We start from the raw sequence: 18,532 nt of genomic DNA, 5'->3' as shown, positions 1-18,532 counted from the left end.
CTATCATATTCCAATGTGAAAATAAATATTGCATGGAGATTATTCATGTCGTTATGATAGTATGTATTCTATTGAAATTATGAAAAGGAGTTAAAACATGCCGTTTACATTTGCGCATCCAGCAGCTGTTCTCCCTTTTGCTAAGAAAAAATCTAGTTACATTTCAGTAACGGCTCTTATATTAGGTAGTATGGCACCTGATTTTGAATATTTTTTACATTTTAGGCCATACGGTATTATTGGCCATACATGGGCTGGTTTCTTATATTTGAATTTACCACTCATTTTTTTATTAGCATATGTATATCATTGTATTTTAAAAGGACCATTTATAACATATTTACCTAAGCCTTTTGCTAGTTACTATAAATATGTAGTAGATGAGAAGTGGGGGCTTTATACTTGGAAAGATTTTTTTGTATTTTGCTATTCTGCTTTATTCGGTATGGCGACGCATGTCGTTTGGGATGCTTTTACTCATAAGACTGGCTATTTTGTTATGAAAATGCCGCTGTTACAGCAAGAAGTATATAGTATACCGATTTATAAGTTTTTACAGCATGGGAGTACATGTTTTGGTCTACTATTACTAATATATGTACTATGGAAATATAGAAGAATGGATAGAGATACTAGTTTAACTTCGGAAAAAAGGAAATACTGGTCTTTATCTATTGGTTTGGCAGCCATTATATTTATCGTTCATGCGTTCATAGATCCCTATTTTCATATTTTCCAAATAGGGGGTATAATAGTATCTGGACTGACAAGTTCGTTTTGTGGACTTCTCATTGTTTCTATAGTTTACAAAGCAAGGGACTAATTTACCCCGCTATTTGTGGGCAGTAAGACTCCCACCTCAAAATTCGGTTGGAGCGCAGAAGTTAGGCGGGAGATTAACTGCCCGTAAAAGCCGGATTGGTTCAACTAATAATCAGTGGGGGATGGACAAAACCCCCACTGATTAAAGTTTCACTTTATATTAATGAATGATAGTGTTAGGAGAAATTAAATGATGAAAGCATGGAAAAGTATTTTTGTTTTATGTAGTTTTCTTCTTATGTTAAGTGGTTGCTTCCATCAAGAAGAAAAGAAGGCAGAACCTAAAAAGAAAGAATCTATTCCAGAAACAAAAGAGTATGGTGGGCGTGAGCTTAAAAAAGTAGGACAAAAAGTGAAAGAAAAAGGATGGGGGACATTTGAATTAGAACAGATTCATTCTGTGAATCAAACATTTGAAGTAGCCCCAATGAAAATTCATGTACAAGACGTTAAAGTTATCTCATTATCACAAATGAGCAAAGATGCAAAAAATACATTGAAAGTGTATACGGCATTAACTCCTGAAGAAGTAAAGCGTAGATTGGGAGATAAAGTGAGTCAAGAAGATGCTGAATTATATGCATCGTTAAGTGGAACAGAGATTAGCGATACGATTCGGTATGTTGAAATTACATATAAGGTAGAAAATAGTGGAGATAAGAACATGCAATTCTTCTCTATGAATGATGTTATTATTAATGATAAACAACATTTTAATGTAGCGACTCAAAACTTTTTATATGAAGAAGACACACTGGTGGGGACAAAGAGTGTATCAAGGGAAGATTATAAGCCTGGTGAGACACGAGCCGGAATTATCGGTTTAATACTTGATGATGGAAAAGAGAAGGTAAAGGATATTAAGTTTACAACAGATGATTTAGCGGTAGGAGATACTCATGAAGCTGTTAAAGAGCCACAAACTTTCAATATCTCACTTTCCAAGTAAGGTGTGTATTTAAACAAAAACAGTCAGCATAAAAATTATGCTGACTGTTTTTTTAGCTCTTTCACATATGAATCTACACTTTGAAAAGGTACTGTAATTTTAAATGCATCTTTTTGTTCGTTAAATTGTTTTTCATTATAAGGACCGAATCGTTTATTATGCTTTACATCGATAATCCAATAATGTTCACTTTTTTTATTTGTAATTGCTGCATCAGGATTATTTGGATCTGATTTTTCCTCAATTTGTTTTGTGATAATGTATTTATCGTCCCAAGCAATTTCTGTGATTTTTGCAGGAATGTATTGTGTAGCATATACAGCATCTTGCGATGGGAAAAGTTCAAATGCATCTCCAGAAGTATGTATGAGTTCATATTCGTCGTTAATTGTATAGGTTAAATGGTTTGTATTGCCTGTACAACCTGTTAATAAGAGTGCGGCAAATAGGATTATCCATCTTTTCAATATGGGAACCTCCTTTATAGTGCTGTTGTAACACATTGTACAAGAAAAGTAAGAGAAACGCTAGTTTACAATGTTTTTTAGAAGTGGTACGATGAAACGGGTAAAGAAGGATATGAAGGAGTCGACATAGAATGAAGTTAAAGATGCATCGTCCAGCGCTTGTAATGAATCGCATAGGTGCTTCCCTTATTGACATGTTTTTAATCTCGGTTATGTACGGTGCGATAGTAGCTGTTATCACCGGAAACTATAGTGCTATTTTCAATCGTTTTAATATAAGTTTTGGTGACTATAGATATGACCTTACGGTAGCTTTTATACTAATGGCTATATATTTTATTTTGTTACCCTTTATTTGGAACGGTTCTACAGTAGGTAAAAAGGTAACAAGAACAAAAATAATTTCATTAACAAGTGAAAAACTAACGTTACAAACATTAATAATACGATTTTTTGTATTGTTATTACCAAGCATATTGTTACTTGGAATTCCATTAATATGTAACGTATATATGATGTTATTCCGCAAAGATAATTGTGGTTTCCATGATTTAATTGCAAAAACGAAAGTGATGAGTCTAGTATAAGAAACATTCAGATTATACGTTATAATAGTGGAATAAGACTTTTTATTGTTTGCATATAAAAAGTCTTATTTTTTTTTAGAAATTTGATAAATGTAATTTATATAGGCTGGATATCTCCTATATAGTACTCGCCATGTTATTGAAGATGTTTAAAGAAGCGGTGGCTAATTCAAACATCCTATTTTCTGTTTGAATAGATTGAAAATTAAGTTAATGATATAATGAATATAAATAATATTGTTATATAACAAAGGGGGATTTGGAATGACCGGAGGTAGCTTAATATTTTGGGGGATTCTTATTTTTATCGGTTTAACCTTTGATCAATATAATAGTAAGAAAAAAGAAACAAAAAAGTAATCGCTTACAAGTTATGAGGTTAACTTTTCCTGCTTGCGGACTAATCTAATAAAGGAGTATACTGAATGACGGTAAGACATATAGAAGGGGTAATGAAAATGAAGCTTGCAGGAAAAGTTGCTATCGTAACTGGCGGTGGCATCGGTATTGGACGTAATACAGCTCTTTTGTTGGCTAAACAAGGCGCAAAAGTAATTGTGACGGACATTGATCAAGAAAGTGGACAAGCAACAGTGGAAGAAATTATGAATCTAGGCGGAGAGGCGCTTTTTGTATCCTATGATATGGGAAAACAAGGAGATTGGCAACGTGTTATCAGTTTTACTATGGAGGCATACAGTCGTGTTGATATGCTTTTTCAAAATGCTGGTCTATATAAAATAGATTCTATTTTTTCCCGCCGACAAGAGAACGATTCCAATGTACTTTGTATTAATGACGTTTGGATAGAGATAAAACAATTAACGTCATCTTTTATGAAACAGCAAGAAGAAGTGGTGCTCAGTGATTTACCGGTTTTTGGTGTTATTAGCACGAGAGGACAATCATTTCATACAATAGAAGCCCTAGCATAATAATGGAAAACCGCCCTCAGCATATATGTGGACGGTTTTTTTGTATGTTCTATAATAGAACTTTATTTTTTAACGAATACGTTGTTCGGTTTGACTGTCAAAGAAATGCGCTTTATTTAAATCAAATGCAAGTTTAATTTGATCTCCAGGTGAAAAAGCATGTCTTGCATCAACACGTGCTGCAAAATCTTGATTTCCAAGTTTCATATATAAGATAGATTCAGCCCCTAACAACTCTGCAACTTCAATTTTTGTTGTGAAAGTAGTAGATTGCGAAGCTTCTAAAAATAATAGTTCATCATGAATATCTTCTGGACGAATACCTAAAACAATTTCTTTATTTACATAGCCTTGTTCGCGTAATAATTTCATTTTTCCTTCAGATACTTTGATTTTTAATGAATTGTCTATAACGAAATCGGTTTCAGTTAATTTTCCGCGGAAGAAATTCATCGCGGGTGAACCGATAAAACCACCAACGAAAATATTTTCAGGTGTTTCATATACTTCTTTTGGAGTTCCAATTTGTTGGATTTTTCCATCTTTCATAACAACAAGACGTGAAGCCATTGTCATTGCTTCAGTTTGATCATGTGTTACATAAATTGTCGTTGTGCCAAGGCGGTGGTGTAATTTAGAAATTTCGGATCTCATTGCAACACGTAGTTTTGCATCTAAGTTTGACAATGGTTCATCCATTAAGAAAACTTTTGCGTCTCGAACAATTGCTCTGCCTAATGCAACACGTTGTCGTTGTCCACCTGATAACGCTTTTGGTTTTCTAGTTAAATATTGTTCAAGCCCTAAAATTTTTGCTGCGTCGTTAACGCGACGATCGATTTCATCTTTCGGTATTTTTCGAAGTTTTAATCCGAATGCCATATTATCATAAACACTCATATGCGGATAAAGAGCATAGTTTTGGAAGACCATTGCGATATCTCGATCTTTTGGAGGAACATCGTTCATTAGCTTACCATCAATTGAAAATTCTCCTTTTGAAATATCTTCAAGGCCAGCTACCATTCGTAATGTGGTAGATTTTCCGCACCCAGAAGGACCAACGAATACGATAAATTCTTTATCTTGAATGTGTAAGTTAAAATCTGTTACGGCTGTTACGTTATTATCATATATTTTATAAATATTTTCTAATTTAAGTTCTGCCATGATATTTCCCCCTAGAAATTTATGCAAACGTTTTCTTTGAGTTCATTATAAACGAATAGATTCAAAAAAGAAATAAAAACACTAGAAAAAAATAAAACGTTTTCATTTTTGCAAGAAAATATAGTAACTTTCGCTCGTTTTCTTAGAAAAAGAAGAATAAATATTGTAAGCGCTATTTTAAATTAAGATAGAATCTGTTATCATTCAGTAATGAAAACGTTTGCGCCTTAAAAAAGAAAAAATTATAGTATAGATGAAATGGGGTAGCATAATGGAAAAACAATGGTGGAAAGAAAGTGTAGTATATCAAATTTATCCTCGTAGTTTTATGGATAGTAACGGTGATGGCATAGGGGATCTTCGTGGCATTCTTTCAAAGCTAGATTACTTAAAAGAATTAGGTATTGATGTAATTTGGTTATCACCAGTCTATGAATCTCCAAATGATGATAATGGTTATGATATAAGTGATTATTGTAAAATTATGAATGAGTTCGGAACAATGGAAGATTGGGATGAACTATTACATGAAATGCATAAACGTAATATGAAGCTTATGATGGACTTAGTTGTTAATCATACTTCAGATGAACATAATTGGTTTATTGAATCACGTCAATCGAAAGATAATAAATATAGAGACTATTATATATGGCGTCCTGGAAGTGAAGGGAAAGAGCCGAATAACTGGGGAGCAGCGTTTAGTGGCTCTGCATGGCAATATGATGAAATGACAGACGAATATTATCTACATCTGTTTTCTAAAAAACAACCAGATTTAAACTGGGATAATGCAAAGGTAAGACAAGATGTTTATGGCATGATGAAGTTTTGGTTAGAAAAAGGAATTGATGGATTCCGTATGGATGTTATTAATTTTATTTCTAAAGAAGAAGGTTTACCAGCTGTTGAAACGGATGAAGAAGGATATGTTTCAGGGCATAAACATTTTATGAACGGTCCGAACATTCACAAATATTTGCATGAAATGAATGAAGAAGTATTGTCTCATTATGACATTATGACGGTTGGGGAAATGCCAGGTGTAACGACAGAAGAGGCTAAATTATATACAGGTGAAGCTAGAAAAGAACTACAAATGGTATTCCAATTTGAACATATGGATTTAGATTCTGGAGAAGGTGGGAAATGGGATGTAAAACCGTGCTCACTCCTTACTCTGAAAGAAAACTTAACAAAATGGCAAAAAGCATTAGAGCAAACAGGCTGGAATAGCCTTTATTGGAATAACCATGACCAGCCGCGTGTTGTATCACGTTTCGGGAATGATGGAGCTTATCGAAATGAATCAGCGAAAATGTTAGCGACAGTACTTCATATGATGAAGGGGACACCGTATATTTATCAAGGAGAAGAAATCGGAATGACTAACGTTCGATTTGAATCCATTGATGAATATCGAGATATTGAAACGCTAAATATGTATAAAGAAAAAGTTATAGAGCACGGTGAAAATATAGATAAAGTGATGCAATCTATTTATATAAAGGGCCGAGATAATGCTAGAACGCCAATGCAGTGGGATGATAAGAAACATGCTGGATTCACAACGGGTGAGCCTTGGATAGCGGTAAACCCTAACTACAAAGAAATTAATGTGAAACAGGCGATTCAAGACGAAGAATCAATTTTTTATTACTATAAAAAATTGATTGAATTACGTAAAAATAATGAAATAGTTGTGTATGGATCATACGATTTAATACTAGAAAATAATCCTTCAATTTTTGCATATGTAAGAACATATGGAGAAGAAAAGCTTCTGGTGATTGCAAACTTCACTGCGGATGAATGTGTATTCGAATTACCTGAGGACATTATTTATAACGAATCAGAGTTATTAATACACAATTATGACGTAGAAAATGTATCGATAGAAAATATTATATTACGACCGTATGAAGCAATGGTATTTAAATTGAAATAAGAAAAAGCCTTATGCCACCCTGGCATAAGGCTTTTTCTATTACCATTTTAAAATAGAGAATCCGTACGGTGGAAGTGTAACTTGTAATACACTTGCTTCCGCTGAAAATTCTTCGTTTGTATAAATGTTAAGTATTTTCTTCCCAGTAATATGAAGAGGGAGTGAAGCTGTAACTTCACTGTTAGTAGGATTTAAAACGAAAAAGATAGTCTCATCTTCATATGTTTTTGTATAAGAAATATAATTATGTTCATCATTTGCTTCGATAAATTGAAAAATACCGTGTCCTCCAAATGATTTATATTGTTTCCGTAATGAAATTAATGTTTGTATATGTGTGAATAAAAGAGTGTCTTGTTCTTTTTCATCCCATATCATACATTTACGACAACCAGGATCCATGCCACCATCCATACCGATTTCATCACCATAATAAATACAAGGAGAACCGATGAAAGAAAGGTGAAATACATAGAGTAACTTTAACTTATTTGTATCCCCATTACATGTTGCTAAAATTCTAGGTGTGTCATGACTGTCTAATAAATGAAATGCCGCTTCATTTACATTCATAGAGTAGGAATGTAGAGAATCTGTAATTTGTTTCATGAATTCATTCGCATGAATGGACTCGTTAGCAAAGTAAGAAAGTAGGGCGTTTGTAACAGGATAGCTCATTACAGCATCAAATTGATCCCCTTGTAGCCATGGGAGTGCATCATGCCAGATTTCTCCTAGAATATATACTTCAGGATTTAATGCTTTTATTTCACTACGGAATTCTCTCCAAAAACTGTGATCGACTTCATTTGCGACATCAAGGCGCCAACCGTCTATATGGAACTCTCTTACCCAATAACGACCTACTTCAAGTAAATATTCTTTTACATCTGGATGAGCAGTATTTAATTTAGGCATATATGGTGTAAATGCGAAAGTATCATAATTAGGAAGCGGCTCAGTTATAATTGGAAATTCATGAATATGGAACCAATCTTTATAGGCGGAATTCTCACCATGGTTCAGCACGTCTTGAAATTTATCGAAGAAGTATCCGCTATGATTAAAAACAGCGTCGAGCATTACTTTTATACCACGTTTATGACATGCTTCAACGAGTTCTTTGAAAGTTTCTTTCGTCCCAAATTGTGGGTCGATTTCCATGTAATCAATTGTGTCGTATTTATGATTCGAATGAGCTTTGAAAATAGGAGTGAAATAAATTCCAGAGATTCCAAGCTTCACAAGGTAATCAAGGTTTTGAAGAATGCCAGCGAAATCACCCCCGAAAAAATTAGTAGCAGTTGGCTCTGCACTTCCCCAAGGAAGGGTGTTTGCCGGATTTATTGCGCTATCCCCGTTAGCGAATCGTTCCGGGAAGATTTGATACCATACTGTGTTTTTAATCCAAGATGGTGCCCTGAAAACGTCTTTTGCATGAATGAATGGAAAGCAGAAAAAGTTACCGACATCGTCATTTGGAATGTTAGAAAAAAATCCTCGTTCTGTATAAATAAGAGTGTCTACGTCGTTTTTTAATTCGAATCCATATCGTAAGCGTTTAAATTTCGGTTCGATTGAAACCGACCAATAATCAAATAAATCAGTAGATCCGGTTTTTTTCATCGGTGTACTCGCTGAAATCCATTTCCCATCTTGCCATTCGTATGGATCACCGTAGATGAGGGCGGCGCTGTGAACATCATCTCTTTTTGTGTGTATTCGGATGTGAATTGTTTTTTCGTCGTAAGCGTATGCATAATTATCTTTTGGCCTATGATAGATCGCTTCTTTAAGCATATAGAAAATCCCCCTTTAATATCTCTATACATATTGTTACCTAAAACGAAATAATAAAGATTATGTTGCAAACGATTTCCTTTCACATAACTTTAATATTGCTTATAAGAGTAGTATTCATTTTATATAAAGTCAATGAATAAAGAGTATGAGAAGATTATTTTGAAAATTAATATTTGCAAAATGAATAAAAGGATGTATAATGATAGACAAATAGCGCAAACGTTTTCATAGATTATGATATTGTTTGCGCTTCTATTAAACTATCGAATGCAAACGTTTTCAATTTCTTAGGTACATAGACAATTTAGGGAGGTTTTTTGGGATGAAGAAAGCATTATCACTATTAACGATTTCAGCATTGTCAATCGGTATGTTATCTGCATGTGGACCGAAAGATTCAGGGAAAAAGGAAGCAAGTAAAGAGAAGAAAGATTATGACCTTCTCGTCTGGGAAGATGATAAAAAAGGTGTTGGTTTAGAACCAGCCGTGAAAAGCTTTGAGGAAAAATATAAAGTAAAAGTTAAAGTTGTTGAAATGCAAATGACAGATCAAGTGAAGAAGTTACGTCTTGATGGACCTGCGGGGACGGGGCCGGATGTTGTAACATTGCCACACGATCAAATTGGAAATGCAGTAACAGAAGGCTTACTTTCTGAAGTAAAAGCAGATGATGCTGTGAAGAGTAAATTTACTGACTTATCAATAGAAGCACAGACATATAACGGAAAATTATATGGTTTACCAAAAGCAATTGAAACACCAGTTTTTATTTACAATAAAAAATTAATGCAAAAAGCACCAGAAACGATGGACGAGCTGTTTAACTTCTCAAAAGACTTTACGAAGGATGGCAAGTACGGATTTTTAGCATTAGGAGATAACTTCTACTTTGCTAACGCGTTTATGGCAGGTATGGGCGGATATGTATTTGGTGAGAAAGACGGAAAGCCAAATGCAGGTGATGTTGGATTGAATAATAGTGGAGCAGTACAAGGTGCTGAATATCTTCAAAAATGGTACAAAGAAAAGTTATTCCCGAAAGGTATTATTGGTGAATCTGGTGGCCCTGCTGCTGACGGATTATTCAATGAAGGAAAAGCAGCGTCTATCATGAACGGACCGTGGGCGTTCCAAGCGATGGAAAAGAACGGAATTGATTATGGTGTTGCTCCAATGCCGAAATTACCAAATGGTCAACCGATGAAAACATTTGTTGGGGTAAAAGGATGGCATGTAACAAGCTTCTCTAAACAAAATGATTTAGCTACAAAATTCACTGAGTGGGTAACTAATGAAGAAAATGCAAAAATTCGATTTGAGAAAACAAAAGAAATTCCTCCAGTAAAATCAGTAATGGAAGATCCAATTATTAAAGATAATGAAGCTGCAAAAGCAGTTGCAACTCAATCAGAAAATGGAGTTCCAATGCCGAATATTCCGGAAATGCAAGAAGTATGGAAACCAGCTGGAGACGCTCTTCAGTTAGTTGTTACAGATAAAGAAGCACCAAAAGCAGCACTTGATAATGCAGTGAAGCAAATTAAAGGGAATATTGAGGCAAACCACAGCAATAAAAAATAAGGTGAAATTCGTGCCTCGAATATAAGAGGCACGAATTCTCTCCCTTCCAAGTAGGAAGAAAAAAGGGGGAAGGAACATGCAAACATCTATGGAGCCAGCAAAAGAGTTAAACGGTTCAAAGCATAGGAAAATGGCGACCATGTTATCAATTATTCCAGGCATTGGTCAACTATATAATAAACAATATGTTAAAGGTCTTATTTTTCTAGTATTAACAGGTTCGTTCATTGTAGCATTTGCTGATTTGTTAAATATGGGGTTATGGGGAATTGTAACACTCGGTACAGAAGTTCCACGTGACCATTCTGTCTTTCTATTAGTAGAAGGGATTTTGGCACTTATCGTCATAGTGTTTGGACTGGGGATATATGCATTTAACTTATATGATGCATACCAAAATGGAAAGAAGCGTGACATAGGAACACCATTAAACTCAGTAAAAGAGCAATATCGTAACTTATTAGATCAAGGTTTTCCATATTTAATGGTTTCACCAGGTTTTCTATTGCTTATCTTTGTTGTTGTATTTCCAATCATTTTCGTAATTTTAATTGGATTTACGAACTACGATTTATATCACTCTCCTCCAGCTAAATTAGTAGATTGGGTGGGCTTTAAAAACTTTATTGATATTTTCACATTACCAATGTGGAGAGAGACATTTTTAAGTGTATTCTCTTGGACTGTCATTTGGACATTCGTTGCAACAACACTACAAGTTGCACTTGGTATTTTTTTAGCAATTATCGTAAATCAGCCTGGGATTAAAGGGAAGGCTGTTATTCGAACAATTTTCATTTTACCGTGGGCTGTTCCAGCATTCGTGTCTATCCTTGTCTTCTCTGGTATGTTTAATGAAACATTTGGAGCAATTAATAACCAAGTATTAGCTTTATTCGGAATTGAAAAGATTGCTTGGATGACAGATCCATTTTGGGCAAAAATCGCTTTAATTATGATTCAAACGTGGCTTGGATTCCCGTTCGTCTTCGCAATGACGACAGGTATATTGCAATCGATTCCAGGAGAATTATATGAAGCGGCTACAGTAGATGGAGCTACAGCTTGGCAACAGTTCCGTAAAATTACATTGCCACTTGTTCTATATGCAACAGCACCAATATTAATTACGCAATATACGTTTAACTTTAATAACTTTAGTATCATCTATCTATTTAACGGCGGAGGTCCTGCTGTAGCTGGACAAGATGCAGGTGGAACAGATATTTTAATTTCATGGATTTATAAGTTAACGATGACTTCGGCGCAGTACGGGAAAGCCGCAGCTCTTACAATGATTTTATCGTTAATCGTTATTACAGTTGCGTTATGGCAATTTAAGAGAACAAAATCATTCCAAGAAGAGGATATGATGTAAATGAATATTAAAAGACAAAAGATGTTACGTCTCTCATTAAGTTATTTCGTTATTTTCGTAATGTGTGCCATCATTTTCTATCCATTATTATGGATTATTGGCTCATCGTTTAATCCGGGTGATAGTTTATCTGGATCAAGTATTATTCCGCAAAATGCAACGTTAGATCATTATCGTAAGTTATTAGATTTAGAGAATAGTAATTATTTACTATGGTATAAAAACACATTAAAAGTAAGTGTTTTAACGATGATTTTCTCAGTGTTAGCAATTAGTTTTACTGCTTATGCATTTTCGAGATATCGTTTTGTTGGAAGAAAGAATGGTTTATTAACATTTTTAATTCTGCAAATGATTCCGAACTTTGCAGCGTTAATCGCACTATACGTATTAGCGCAGTTAACAGGATTAATCGATACACATCTTGCATTAATTTTAATTTATGTAGGCGGAGCAATCCCTATGAATACATGGCTTATGAAAGGGTATTTTGATACGATTCCGAAAGAGTTGGATGAATCAGCTCGTATGGATGGAGCTGGACATTTCCGTATTTTTTGGCAAATCATTATGCCACTTGCAAAGCCAATCGTGGCAGTTGTAGCGTTATTCACTTTCATCGGTCCATTTACAGATTTCATTTTAGCGAGTATTATTTTGCGCACACCGGAAAATTATACTTTAGCAGTTGGACTCTATGAAATGGTAGCGAAGAAATTTGGTAATGAATTTACAACGTTTGCAGCCGGTTCGGTATTAATTGCAATCCCGATTTCGATTTTATTCTTATCACTACAAAAATACTTTATTTCTGGTTTAACAGCTGGAGGTACGAAAGGATGAGAAATGGGACATTATGTCCCATTTTTCTTTTCATCTCTCTATAAAAAAATTTATAGAGAGATGAAAAGAGATTTGACATCGCATATGAAAAGAAGTGAAATAAATAGTATATTATAGTATAGGAAAAAAGAGCTATATCCCTTACAATACATGGAGAGGGAGAATATGATAAGTTTTGCAAGATAGAATAAATAAATGAAAGTTTATGACTTACCCTATGACTTGCAACGAGTGCAAGATAAAGTGAAGCTTTAATCAGTGGGGTTGTTGTTCATCCCCACTGATTATTAGCCTTCACCAATCGGGCTTTTACGGGCAGCCCGACCCCACACCTAACTTCTTTGCTTTCGCTGAATTTTGAGGTGGGGGTCTTACTGCCCGGCAAATAGCGGGATAAAATATATGAAAATGGCAGAGACGTGAAAGGAGGGGATTTTTATGACAGTTACAATTAAAGATGTGGCGAAGAAGGCGAACGTAGCACCATCAACTGTTTCTCGTGTAATTGCTGATAATCCAAGTATAAGTGAAAAGACAAAGCGCCGTGTTCGAAAAGTAATGAGTGAATTAGGGTATCATCCAAATTTAAATGCAAGAAACCTTGCGAACCAAACGACGAAGACACTTGGTCTTGTTATGCCGAGCTCTGCAAGTAAAGCTTTTCAAAATCCGTTTTTCCCAGAAGTTATAAGAGGAATTAGTTCATTTGCACATGTAGAAGGGTACGCGCTTTATATGTCGACTGGTGAAACGGAAGATGAAATTTTTAATGGTGTTGTAAAAATGGTACAAGGGCGTCAAATCGGTGGTATTATTCTTTTATATTCAAGAGAGAACGATCGGATTATTCAATACTTGCATGACCAAAACTTCCCGTTCGTTTTAATTGGAAAACCATATGATCGAAAAGATGAAATTACATATGTAGATAATGACAATTATACGGCTGCAAGAGAAGTAGCAGAATATTTAATTTCACTAGGCCATAAACAGATCGCGTTCATTGGTGGTGGATCAGATTTACTTGTAACGAGAGATCGTTTAGCCGGTATGAGTGATGCTTTAAAACTAGCAGACATTGTATTACCGAAAGAGTATATTTTACATTTTGATTTTTCAAGGGAAAGTGGTCAACAAGCTGTTGAGGAGTTAATGGGACTGAAGCAACCACCGACGGCAATTATGGCAACGGATGATTTAATTGGACTTGGTGTATTAAGCGCACTTTCTAAAAAAGGATTCGTTGTACCGAAGGATGTTTCTATTGTAAGCTTTAATAATGCTTTATTATCAGAAATTGCGAGTCCTCCGCTTTCGACAGTTGATGTGAATATATATCAGCTAGGATATGAAGCAGCAAAAGCTTTAGTTGATAAAGTAGAGAATGCGGAGTCAACTGCAAAGTGTATCATTATTCCACATAAATTACTGAAGCGTCAAACTTGTGATCGTTATGCATGAAAAAAGCTAAGAGTTTAACTCTTAGCTTTTTGCTTTAGAAAGGCTTCTAAACGGTCACAGCCTTCTTTTAAAGTTTCGATGCTATAAGCATAGGAAAGGCGAAGGTAGCCTTCACCGTATTCCGAAAATGCTGTCCCAGGAACAACGGCTAGCCCGGCTTCTTTTACAAGATCAAGTGCAAAATTAAATGATGAAGATGTTAAATGTCCAACATATGGGAATAAATAAAATGCACCTGTTGGTTTCTCAACCGTTAAACCCATTTGAATGAGTCTATTATATACGTAATCACGGCGTTTTTTGTATTGATAGCGCATCATCTTCGGGGCATCTTTAGCAGCTGTTAAAGCTTCGATTGCAGCATATTGAGCGATTGAAGTAGCACATGTAACATTGTATTGATGAACTTTTAATATGTGTTTTGCTAAATATTCTGGAGCAAATAAAAGTCCGATACGCCAGCCGGTCATAGAATGTGATTTTGATAATCCGTTAATGACAATCGCCTTATCACGTATTTCTGGGAAATGAGCGATAGATGTGTGTTTTTCTTCATATACAAGTTCACTATAAATTTCATCAGAAAGAACGAAAATATTTTTATCTTTTAAGACAGATACAATATCTTCTAATTCTTCTTTTGATAAGGTAACACCAGTTGGATTAGAAGGATACGGTAAAACGACGCATCTTGTTCGTTCTGTAATTGCATTTTGCAATGCTTCAGCTGTTAAACGAAATCCAGTTTCACGAACATCTATAAAAATAGGAGTTGCACCACATAGTCGAATAATCGGCTCGTAACCAGGGTAAATAGGAGCAGGTAAAATTACTTCCGTTCCTGGTTCTAAAATAGTTCGGAATGCAACATCGATCGCTTCACTAGCACCGATTGTAACAATGGTTTCGTTTTCAGGTGAATAATGTAAATTGTAGTTGTCCTTTACAAAGTTACAAGCTGCCTTGCGTAATTCTAGTAAACCAGCGTTATGTGTATAGCTTGTATAATTTTCTGTAATGGCCCGTTTAGCTGCTTCTTTTACTAGAGAAGGTGTAGGGAAATCGGGTTGCCCAATTGTTAAAGAGATAAGATTATCATAGCTTTGAATCATATTAGAAAACTGGCGAATTCCAGAAATTTGGATGTCCTTCACTCTAGGATTAATGAATTGTTCCATTGTATCTCCCTTTCTTCCGTTTGAAAATTAAGTCCATTTTATCATATTTTCTATGATTACGCTTTGCATATGTTATTTAGAAAGAGAGAAAAGAAAAAAGCCGCTGAAAGCGACTTTTTAATAACCGTATTCCCAATCTATTTCATCTTCGTTCCAAAGTACGGAAGATACTTTGCCGAGATGGACAACGGATTCATTTACAGCACATGTGCAGTTATCTTCCCCTGCTTTATGTTGCAGTTCTTCGTATACTGATTTTTCAACGTTTTCTAGCACAACCAAATTTTCTTCTTTTAAAACAAGCGTAGTACCCGCCATTTTTATCTTCCTCCTACTAAAGTAATGATCACTTATTTGTAAACATAGATAGTATGGATTATATGCTGTATTTTGCGATAGTTGTCCGTCTAGTGAAGTGTTTTTTAATTTCTTTGTAATCCGTATTCATTGTATACTGCATGAAGGAAATTTGGTACAGGGTTTACAATCATTTCGGAAATCTGTAACATTTATTATTAGTTGTTAACAAATAATTAACAAATATGTTAAGAAAAATCAAAATTTTAAAACAAATCAACTTATAAAATGATATAATCATATCAAAATACATATAGGGGATGAGAGGCTATGGAGCTGATTCGTGATTTAATGATCCAAATTGCCATCATTATTTTACCACTATTTTTATATGAAGCGATTCGTTTAAATCGCTATCAAGAAATGCTTCCGAAGCCTAATCGCTACTTTATTATGTTTTTATCTAGCGTTACACTCGTTCTCTCCATGACATACTCTATTTGTTTTGGTACCATTTGTGGATACAATTTTCATCCAATCCCAATTGTTAGTGGCTTTTTATATGGTGGGATTGTTGGGCTCATCCCTGCCATTATTTTTGTTGCATATGAATGGATTGTTAAGGGGCTCAGTTGGTTACCTATCGTAGAAGTTATATTTCTTTCAATAATTCCATTGTTTTTGTCAAAGAAATGGTCTCTTTTTTCAAGAGATAAGAAGTTAATAATAGCTTTTATGATTGCATCATTTTATGTTCTTGTTTCATTAGTATTTGGGATGTTGAATGTCCTTTTAGAAACAGGTTTTACACCGTACATATCTAATCTATATAGTGGGTATATATTTGCATCACTTATCATGGTTATGACAATGGTGTTTCAAGTGTATTTGACTGAGTATTTAAACGAAAATGCATTATTACGTACAGAAATGCAAAAATCAGAAAAACTTAATATTGTAAGTGAGTTAGCTGCAAGTGTTGCACATGAAGTTCGAAATCCGCTCACTGTGGTACGTGGGTTTATTCAATTGTTAGAGAGTACGGAAGACGTAAAAAACAAAGATTATATGCGTCTCGTATTAGCTGAACTGGATCGTGCTGAACAGATTATTTCAGATTATTTAAATTTGGCAAGGCCTCAAATTGAAAAAAAAGAACATATTTGTTTATCAGCACAATTAATTGAAATGACAACGCTTATGTCATCGTTTGCGGCGATGCAGGGCGTTTATTTGCAAGTTGAGATTTCTGAGAGCCTTTATACTATCGGTGATAAAACGAAATTGAAGCAAGCTATTATGAATGTTGTTAAAAATGGTATTGAAGCAATTCAAGGAAACAAAGGGTATTTAAAAGTCACGGCTATTCAAAAAGATGAAATGATAATAATAAGAGTTAAAGATAGTGGCGTTGGGATGACAAAAGAACAGTTAGCAAGGCTTGGACAACCGTATTATTCTTTAAAAGAAAAAGGAACAGGATTAGGTCTTATGGTAACATTTAGTATTTTACAAGCGCATAATGGTACATTGGAATATAAAAGTGAAAGCGGAAAAGGAACTGAAGCTATTATTATATTGCCAGCTGTACGATATAAGGAATAAAAGTTACCGGTAGAAGGTAACTTTTTATTTTATTGTGCATTAGAAAATATACAGAAGTTTATTCATTTGTTTTTTCTTGTTTTGTTCGAATGAATAAACTTCTAAATGATTGAAAGAAGCTTTGCTCTTTTGAGGCGGCGACTAATTTTTTTGTTTCTTGAATTTCGCGAATAACTTGCATAAGTTGTGCATCACGGCTGCTGTCTTTATTGTAAATTTGATGGACAAGTTTATTCATTTTTTCTTCTTGTTTAGATTCTCGCTTATACATATGATTCATTAATAAGTCCATCTTTTCTTTCTGAAGTGCATCTGTTTGAGCGGCGTGATCAACTAGATCTTGTAACATTTTTTCTTGAGATCCTTCCTTTACATAAACTTGTTGCATAAGTTCATCTAATTTCTCGTCTTTTAAACGATTTTGTGTAATGAGAGTAGAGTTTTGATGAATAATTGCTTCATTTAATTGAGCAAGCATTTCAAGTTTTAACATGAACTCCTCAAAGTTACGCCCATCTTCTTTTTCTTTTGGTTGTATTTCTTGCTTATCTTGAATAACAGGTACAGGTGGGGCCTCTTTTTCTTTTAAAATAATAGGTATTGTTTCTGAAATATCTTCTTGTAATGTAGCAGCTCTTTCATGTATAGATTTTAATAGTTTTAAATCATCCAATTTATAAATACGAGCATCAGCTGTTTTTGAAATGATATAACCGTGTTCCTCTAAGAGTTGGCTATATTTTCGGACTATATGTTTTGGGATACCTGTTTTATTTGTAACATCTTTCGTTTTATAAATAGCTTCCATGATATTTCCTCCCCAAAAAGTATCGTATATATCATTTCAATCTTTTATGAGGACTTCCTTTGAAAAAGAATGTCGGAAGGTTATTAGTTTTCTACAGCATTAGTGAAAAGATGAGGAAAAATGAATGTTTTTGGCGGAATGGAGAGGAAGAGCTAAAATAATGTCTGAAAACATACATAGAAGAAGTTTGTTATAATAGCTGAGGAAAAGAAATTGGTAGGAACACGGAGGTACACATGAAGCAATTAAAAGGTATTATCATTTCAATTATTGCAATTCTTTCTCTTTTGGTAGCAGTATATGAAGTACTTGTGCCAGAGGAGACAAGTACTAAAAAAACAACTACGTATGATCAAATTTTAGAGTTCCCGAAAGAACGATATCCAGAGACCGGGAAACATATAGCGGATGCTATAAAAGAAGGGCATTCAGAAATGTGTACAATTGATCGTAATGGTGCAGCGGATAGAAGGAAATTATCGTTAGCGCCATATCCGACGAAGAAAGGTTATGATCGCGATGAATGGCCGATGGCGATGTGTAAGGAAGGCGGAAAAGGAGCTCATATTGAATATATAAGTCCAGCAGATAACCGCGGTGCAGGTTCTTGGGTAGGGAATAAGCTAGACAAATATCCAGATGGTACGCGTGTGAAATTTGAAGTGAAGTAGTAGTTGCATATTTCATAATGAAGGAGAA

The 18,532-nt window shown here is 34.6% G+C and carries 18 protein-coding genes; 12 read left to right on the top strand and 6 right to left on the bottom strand.

What is annotated here, in order from left to right; genetic code table 11:
• The first annotated feature begins 97 nt into the window (after nt 1-97).
• The gene (locus ACP6L7_RS16960; protein ID WP_097830842.1) at nt 98-823 is read left to right on the top strand and encodes a DUF4184 family protein; all 726 of its coding nucleotides are present in this window, start codon (nt 98-100) and stop codon (nt 821-823) included.
• Nucleotides 824-1,012: 189 nt separating this feature from the next.
• Nucleotides 1,013-1,771 carry a hypothetical protein gene (locus ACP6L7_RS16955; protein WP_097830843.1) on the top strand — a complete coding sequence of 253 codons (759 nt, stop codon included), beginning with the start codon at nt 1,013-1,015 and terminating at the stop codon, nt 1,769-1,771.
• A 35-nt stretch (nt 1,772-1,806) separates the two neighbouring features.
• Here the strand turns inward: ACP6L7_RS16955 and ACP6L7_RS16950 are convergent, their stop codons facing one another.
• A complete protein-coding gene (locus ACP6L7_RS16950) occupies nt 1,807-2,238 on the bottom strand; it encodes a DUF3997 domain-containing protein (RefSeq protein WP_002033805.1) in 432 nt (143 codons plus the stop codon).
• 131 nt (nt 2,239-2,369) lie between these two features.
• Here ACP6L7_RS16950 and ACP6L7_RS16945 point away from each other — a divergent pair, with 131 nt between their 5' ends.
• The 3 genes from ACP6L7_RS16945 to ACP6L7_RS16935 all read left to right on the top strand — a co-directional run bounded on the left by ACP6L7_RS16945 (nt 2,370) and on the right by ACP6L7_RS16935 (nt 3,760).
• Complete coding sequence (locus ACP6L7_RS16945; RefSeq protein ID WP_097830844.1) at nt 2,370-2,825, top strand: RDD family protein; 456 nt, start codon at nt 2,370-2,372, stop codon at nt 2,823-2,825.
• Nucleotides 2,826-3,089: 264 nt separating this feature from the next.
• Nucleotides 3,090-3,185, top strand: coding sequence for a hypothetical protein (locus tag ACP6L7_RS16940; protein ID WP_000145641.1), 96 nt, complete (start codon nt 3,090-3,092; stop codon nt 3,183-3,185).
• A 65-nt stretch (nt 3,186-3,250) separates the two neighbouring features.
• Entirely contained in the window at nt 3,251-3,760 is a 510-nt protein-coding gene (locus ACP6L7_RS16935) for an SDR family NAD(P)-dependent oxidoreductase (RefSeq protein ID WP_097830845.1), read from the top strand.
• 69 nt (nt 3,761-3,829) lie between these two features.
• On the opposite strand, the gene ACP6L7_RS16930 is transcribed toward ACP6L7_RS16935, so the two are convergent.
• Nucleotides 3,830-4,930: an ABC transporter ATP-binding protein gene (locus ACP6L7_RS16930; protein ID WP_097830846.1), complete on the bottom strand. Its 1,101-nt coding sequence runs from the start codon at nt 4,928-4,930 to the stop codon at nt 3,830-3,832.
• Between the two features lie 271 nt (nt 4,931-5,201).
• On the opposite strand from ACP6L7_RS16930, the gene malL reads away from it, so the two are divergent.
• Complete coding sequence (gene malL, locus ACP6L7_RS16925; protein WP_097830847.1) at nt 5,202-6,878, top strand: oligo-1,6-glucosidase; 1,677 nt, start codon at nt 5,202-5,204, stop codon at nt 6,876-6,878.
• 39 nt (nt 6,879-6,917) lie between these two features.
• Here the strand turns inward: malL and ACP6L7_RS16920 are convergent, their stop codons facing one another.
• Nucleotides 6,918-8,678: an alpha-glycosidase gene (locus ACP6L7_RS16920; protein ID WP_097830848.1), complete on the bottom strand. Its 1,761-nt coding sequence runs from the start codon at nt 8,676-8,678 to the stop codon at nt 6,918-6,920.
• 325 nt (nt 8,679-9,003) lie between these two features.
• Here ACP6L7_RS16920 and ACP6L7_RS16915 point away from each other — a divergent pair, with 325 nt between their 5' ends.
• The 4 genes from ACP6L7_RS16915 to malR all read left to right on the top strand — a co-directional run bounded on the left by ACP6L7_RS16915 (nt 9,004) and on the right by malR (nt 13,945).
• A complete protein-coding gene (locus ACP6L7_RS16915; RefSeq protein ID WP_097830849.1) occupies nt 9,004-10,263 on the top strand; it encodes an extracellular solute-binding protein in 1,260 nt (419 codons plus the stop codon).
• A gap of 76 nt (nt 10,264-10,339) precedes the next feature.
• Nucleotides 10,340-11,641: a maltosaccharide ABC transporter permease MalC gene (malC, locus tag ACP6L7_RS16910; RefSeq protein WP_097830850.1), complete on the top strand. Its 1,302-nt coding sequence runs from the start codon at nt 10,340-10,342 to the stop codon at nt 11,639-11,641.
• The gene (gene malD / locus ACP6L7_RS16905; protein ID WP_001022595.1) at nt 11,642-12,484 is read left to right on the top strand and encodes a maltosaccharide ABC transporter permease MalD; all 843 of its coding nucleotides are present in this window, start codon (nt 11,642-11,644) and stop codon (nt 12,482-12,484) included. It begins immediately after the preceding gene.
• Between the two features lie 438 nt (nt 12,485-12,922).
• Complete coding sequence (malR, locus tag ACP6L7_RS16900; protein WP_097830851.1) at nt 12,923-13,945, top strand: maltose operon transcriptional repressor MalR; 1,023 nt, start codon at nt 12,923-12,925, stop codon at nt 13,943-13,945.
• Between the two features lie 14 nt (nt 13,946-13,959).
• Here the strand turns inward: malR and ACP6L7_RS16895 are convergent, their stop codons facing one another.
• Together ACP6L7_RS16895 and ACP6L7_RS16890 are read right to left on the bottom strand one after the other, a co-directional pair.
• Nucleotides 13,960-15,123, bottom strand: coding sequence for an aminotransferase A (locus tag ACP6L7_RS16895; protein ID WP_430529345.1), 1,164 nt, complete (start codon nt 15,121-15,123; stop codon nt 13,960-13,962).
• 117 nt (nt 15,124-15,240) lie between these two features.
• The gene (locus tag ACP6L7_RS16890) at nt 15,241-15,441 is read right to left on the bottom strand and encodes a hypothetical protein (RefSeq protein ID WP_000929279.1); all 201 of its coding nucleotides are present in this window, start codon (nt 15,439-15,441) and stop codon (nt 15,241-15,243) included.
• A gap of 309 nt (nt 15,442-15,750) precedes the next feature.
• Between ACP6L7_RS16890 and ACP6L7_RS16885 the strand changes: the two genes are divergently transcribed.
• Nucleotides 15,751-17,025, top strand: a complete 1,275-nt coding sequence (locus tag ACP6L7_RS16885; RefSeq protein ID WP_097830853.1) for a sensor histidine kinase — start codon at nt 15,751-15,753, stop codon at nt 17,023-17,025.
• Between the two features lie 58 nt (nt 17,026-17,083).
• Here ACP6L7_RS16885 and ACP6L7_RS16880 read toward each other — a convergent pair whose 3' ends face one another.
• Complete coding sequence (locus ACP6L7_RS16880; RefSeq protein WP_097830854.1) at nt 17,084-17,833, bottom strand: DUF3967 domain-containing protein; 750 nt, start codon at nt 17,831-17,833, stop codon at nt 17,084-17,086.
• 236 nt (nt 17,834-18,069) lie between these two features.
• On the opposite strand from ACP6L7_RS16880, the gene nucA reads away from it, so the two are divergent.
• A complete protein-coding gene (gene nucA / locus ACP6L7_RS16875) occupies nt 18,070-18,504 on the top strand; it encodes a DNA-entry nuclease (RefSeq protein ID WP_000811509.1) in 435 nt (144 codons plus the stop codon).
• Nucleotides 18,505-18,532: the final 28 nt, after the last annotated feature.

It is taken from the genome of Bacillus silvicola, assembly GCF_050524305.1.
GTDB lineage: Bacteria > Bacillota > Bacilli > Bacillales > Bacillaceae_G > Bacillus_A > Bacillus_A cereus_AT.
The sequence above is the reverse complement of the archived record's forward strand: the minus strand, read 5'-3'. Positions and strand labels throughout refer to the sequence as shown.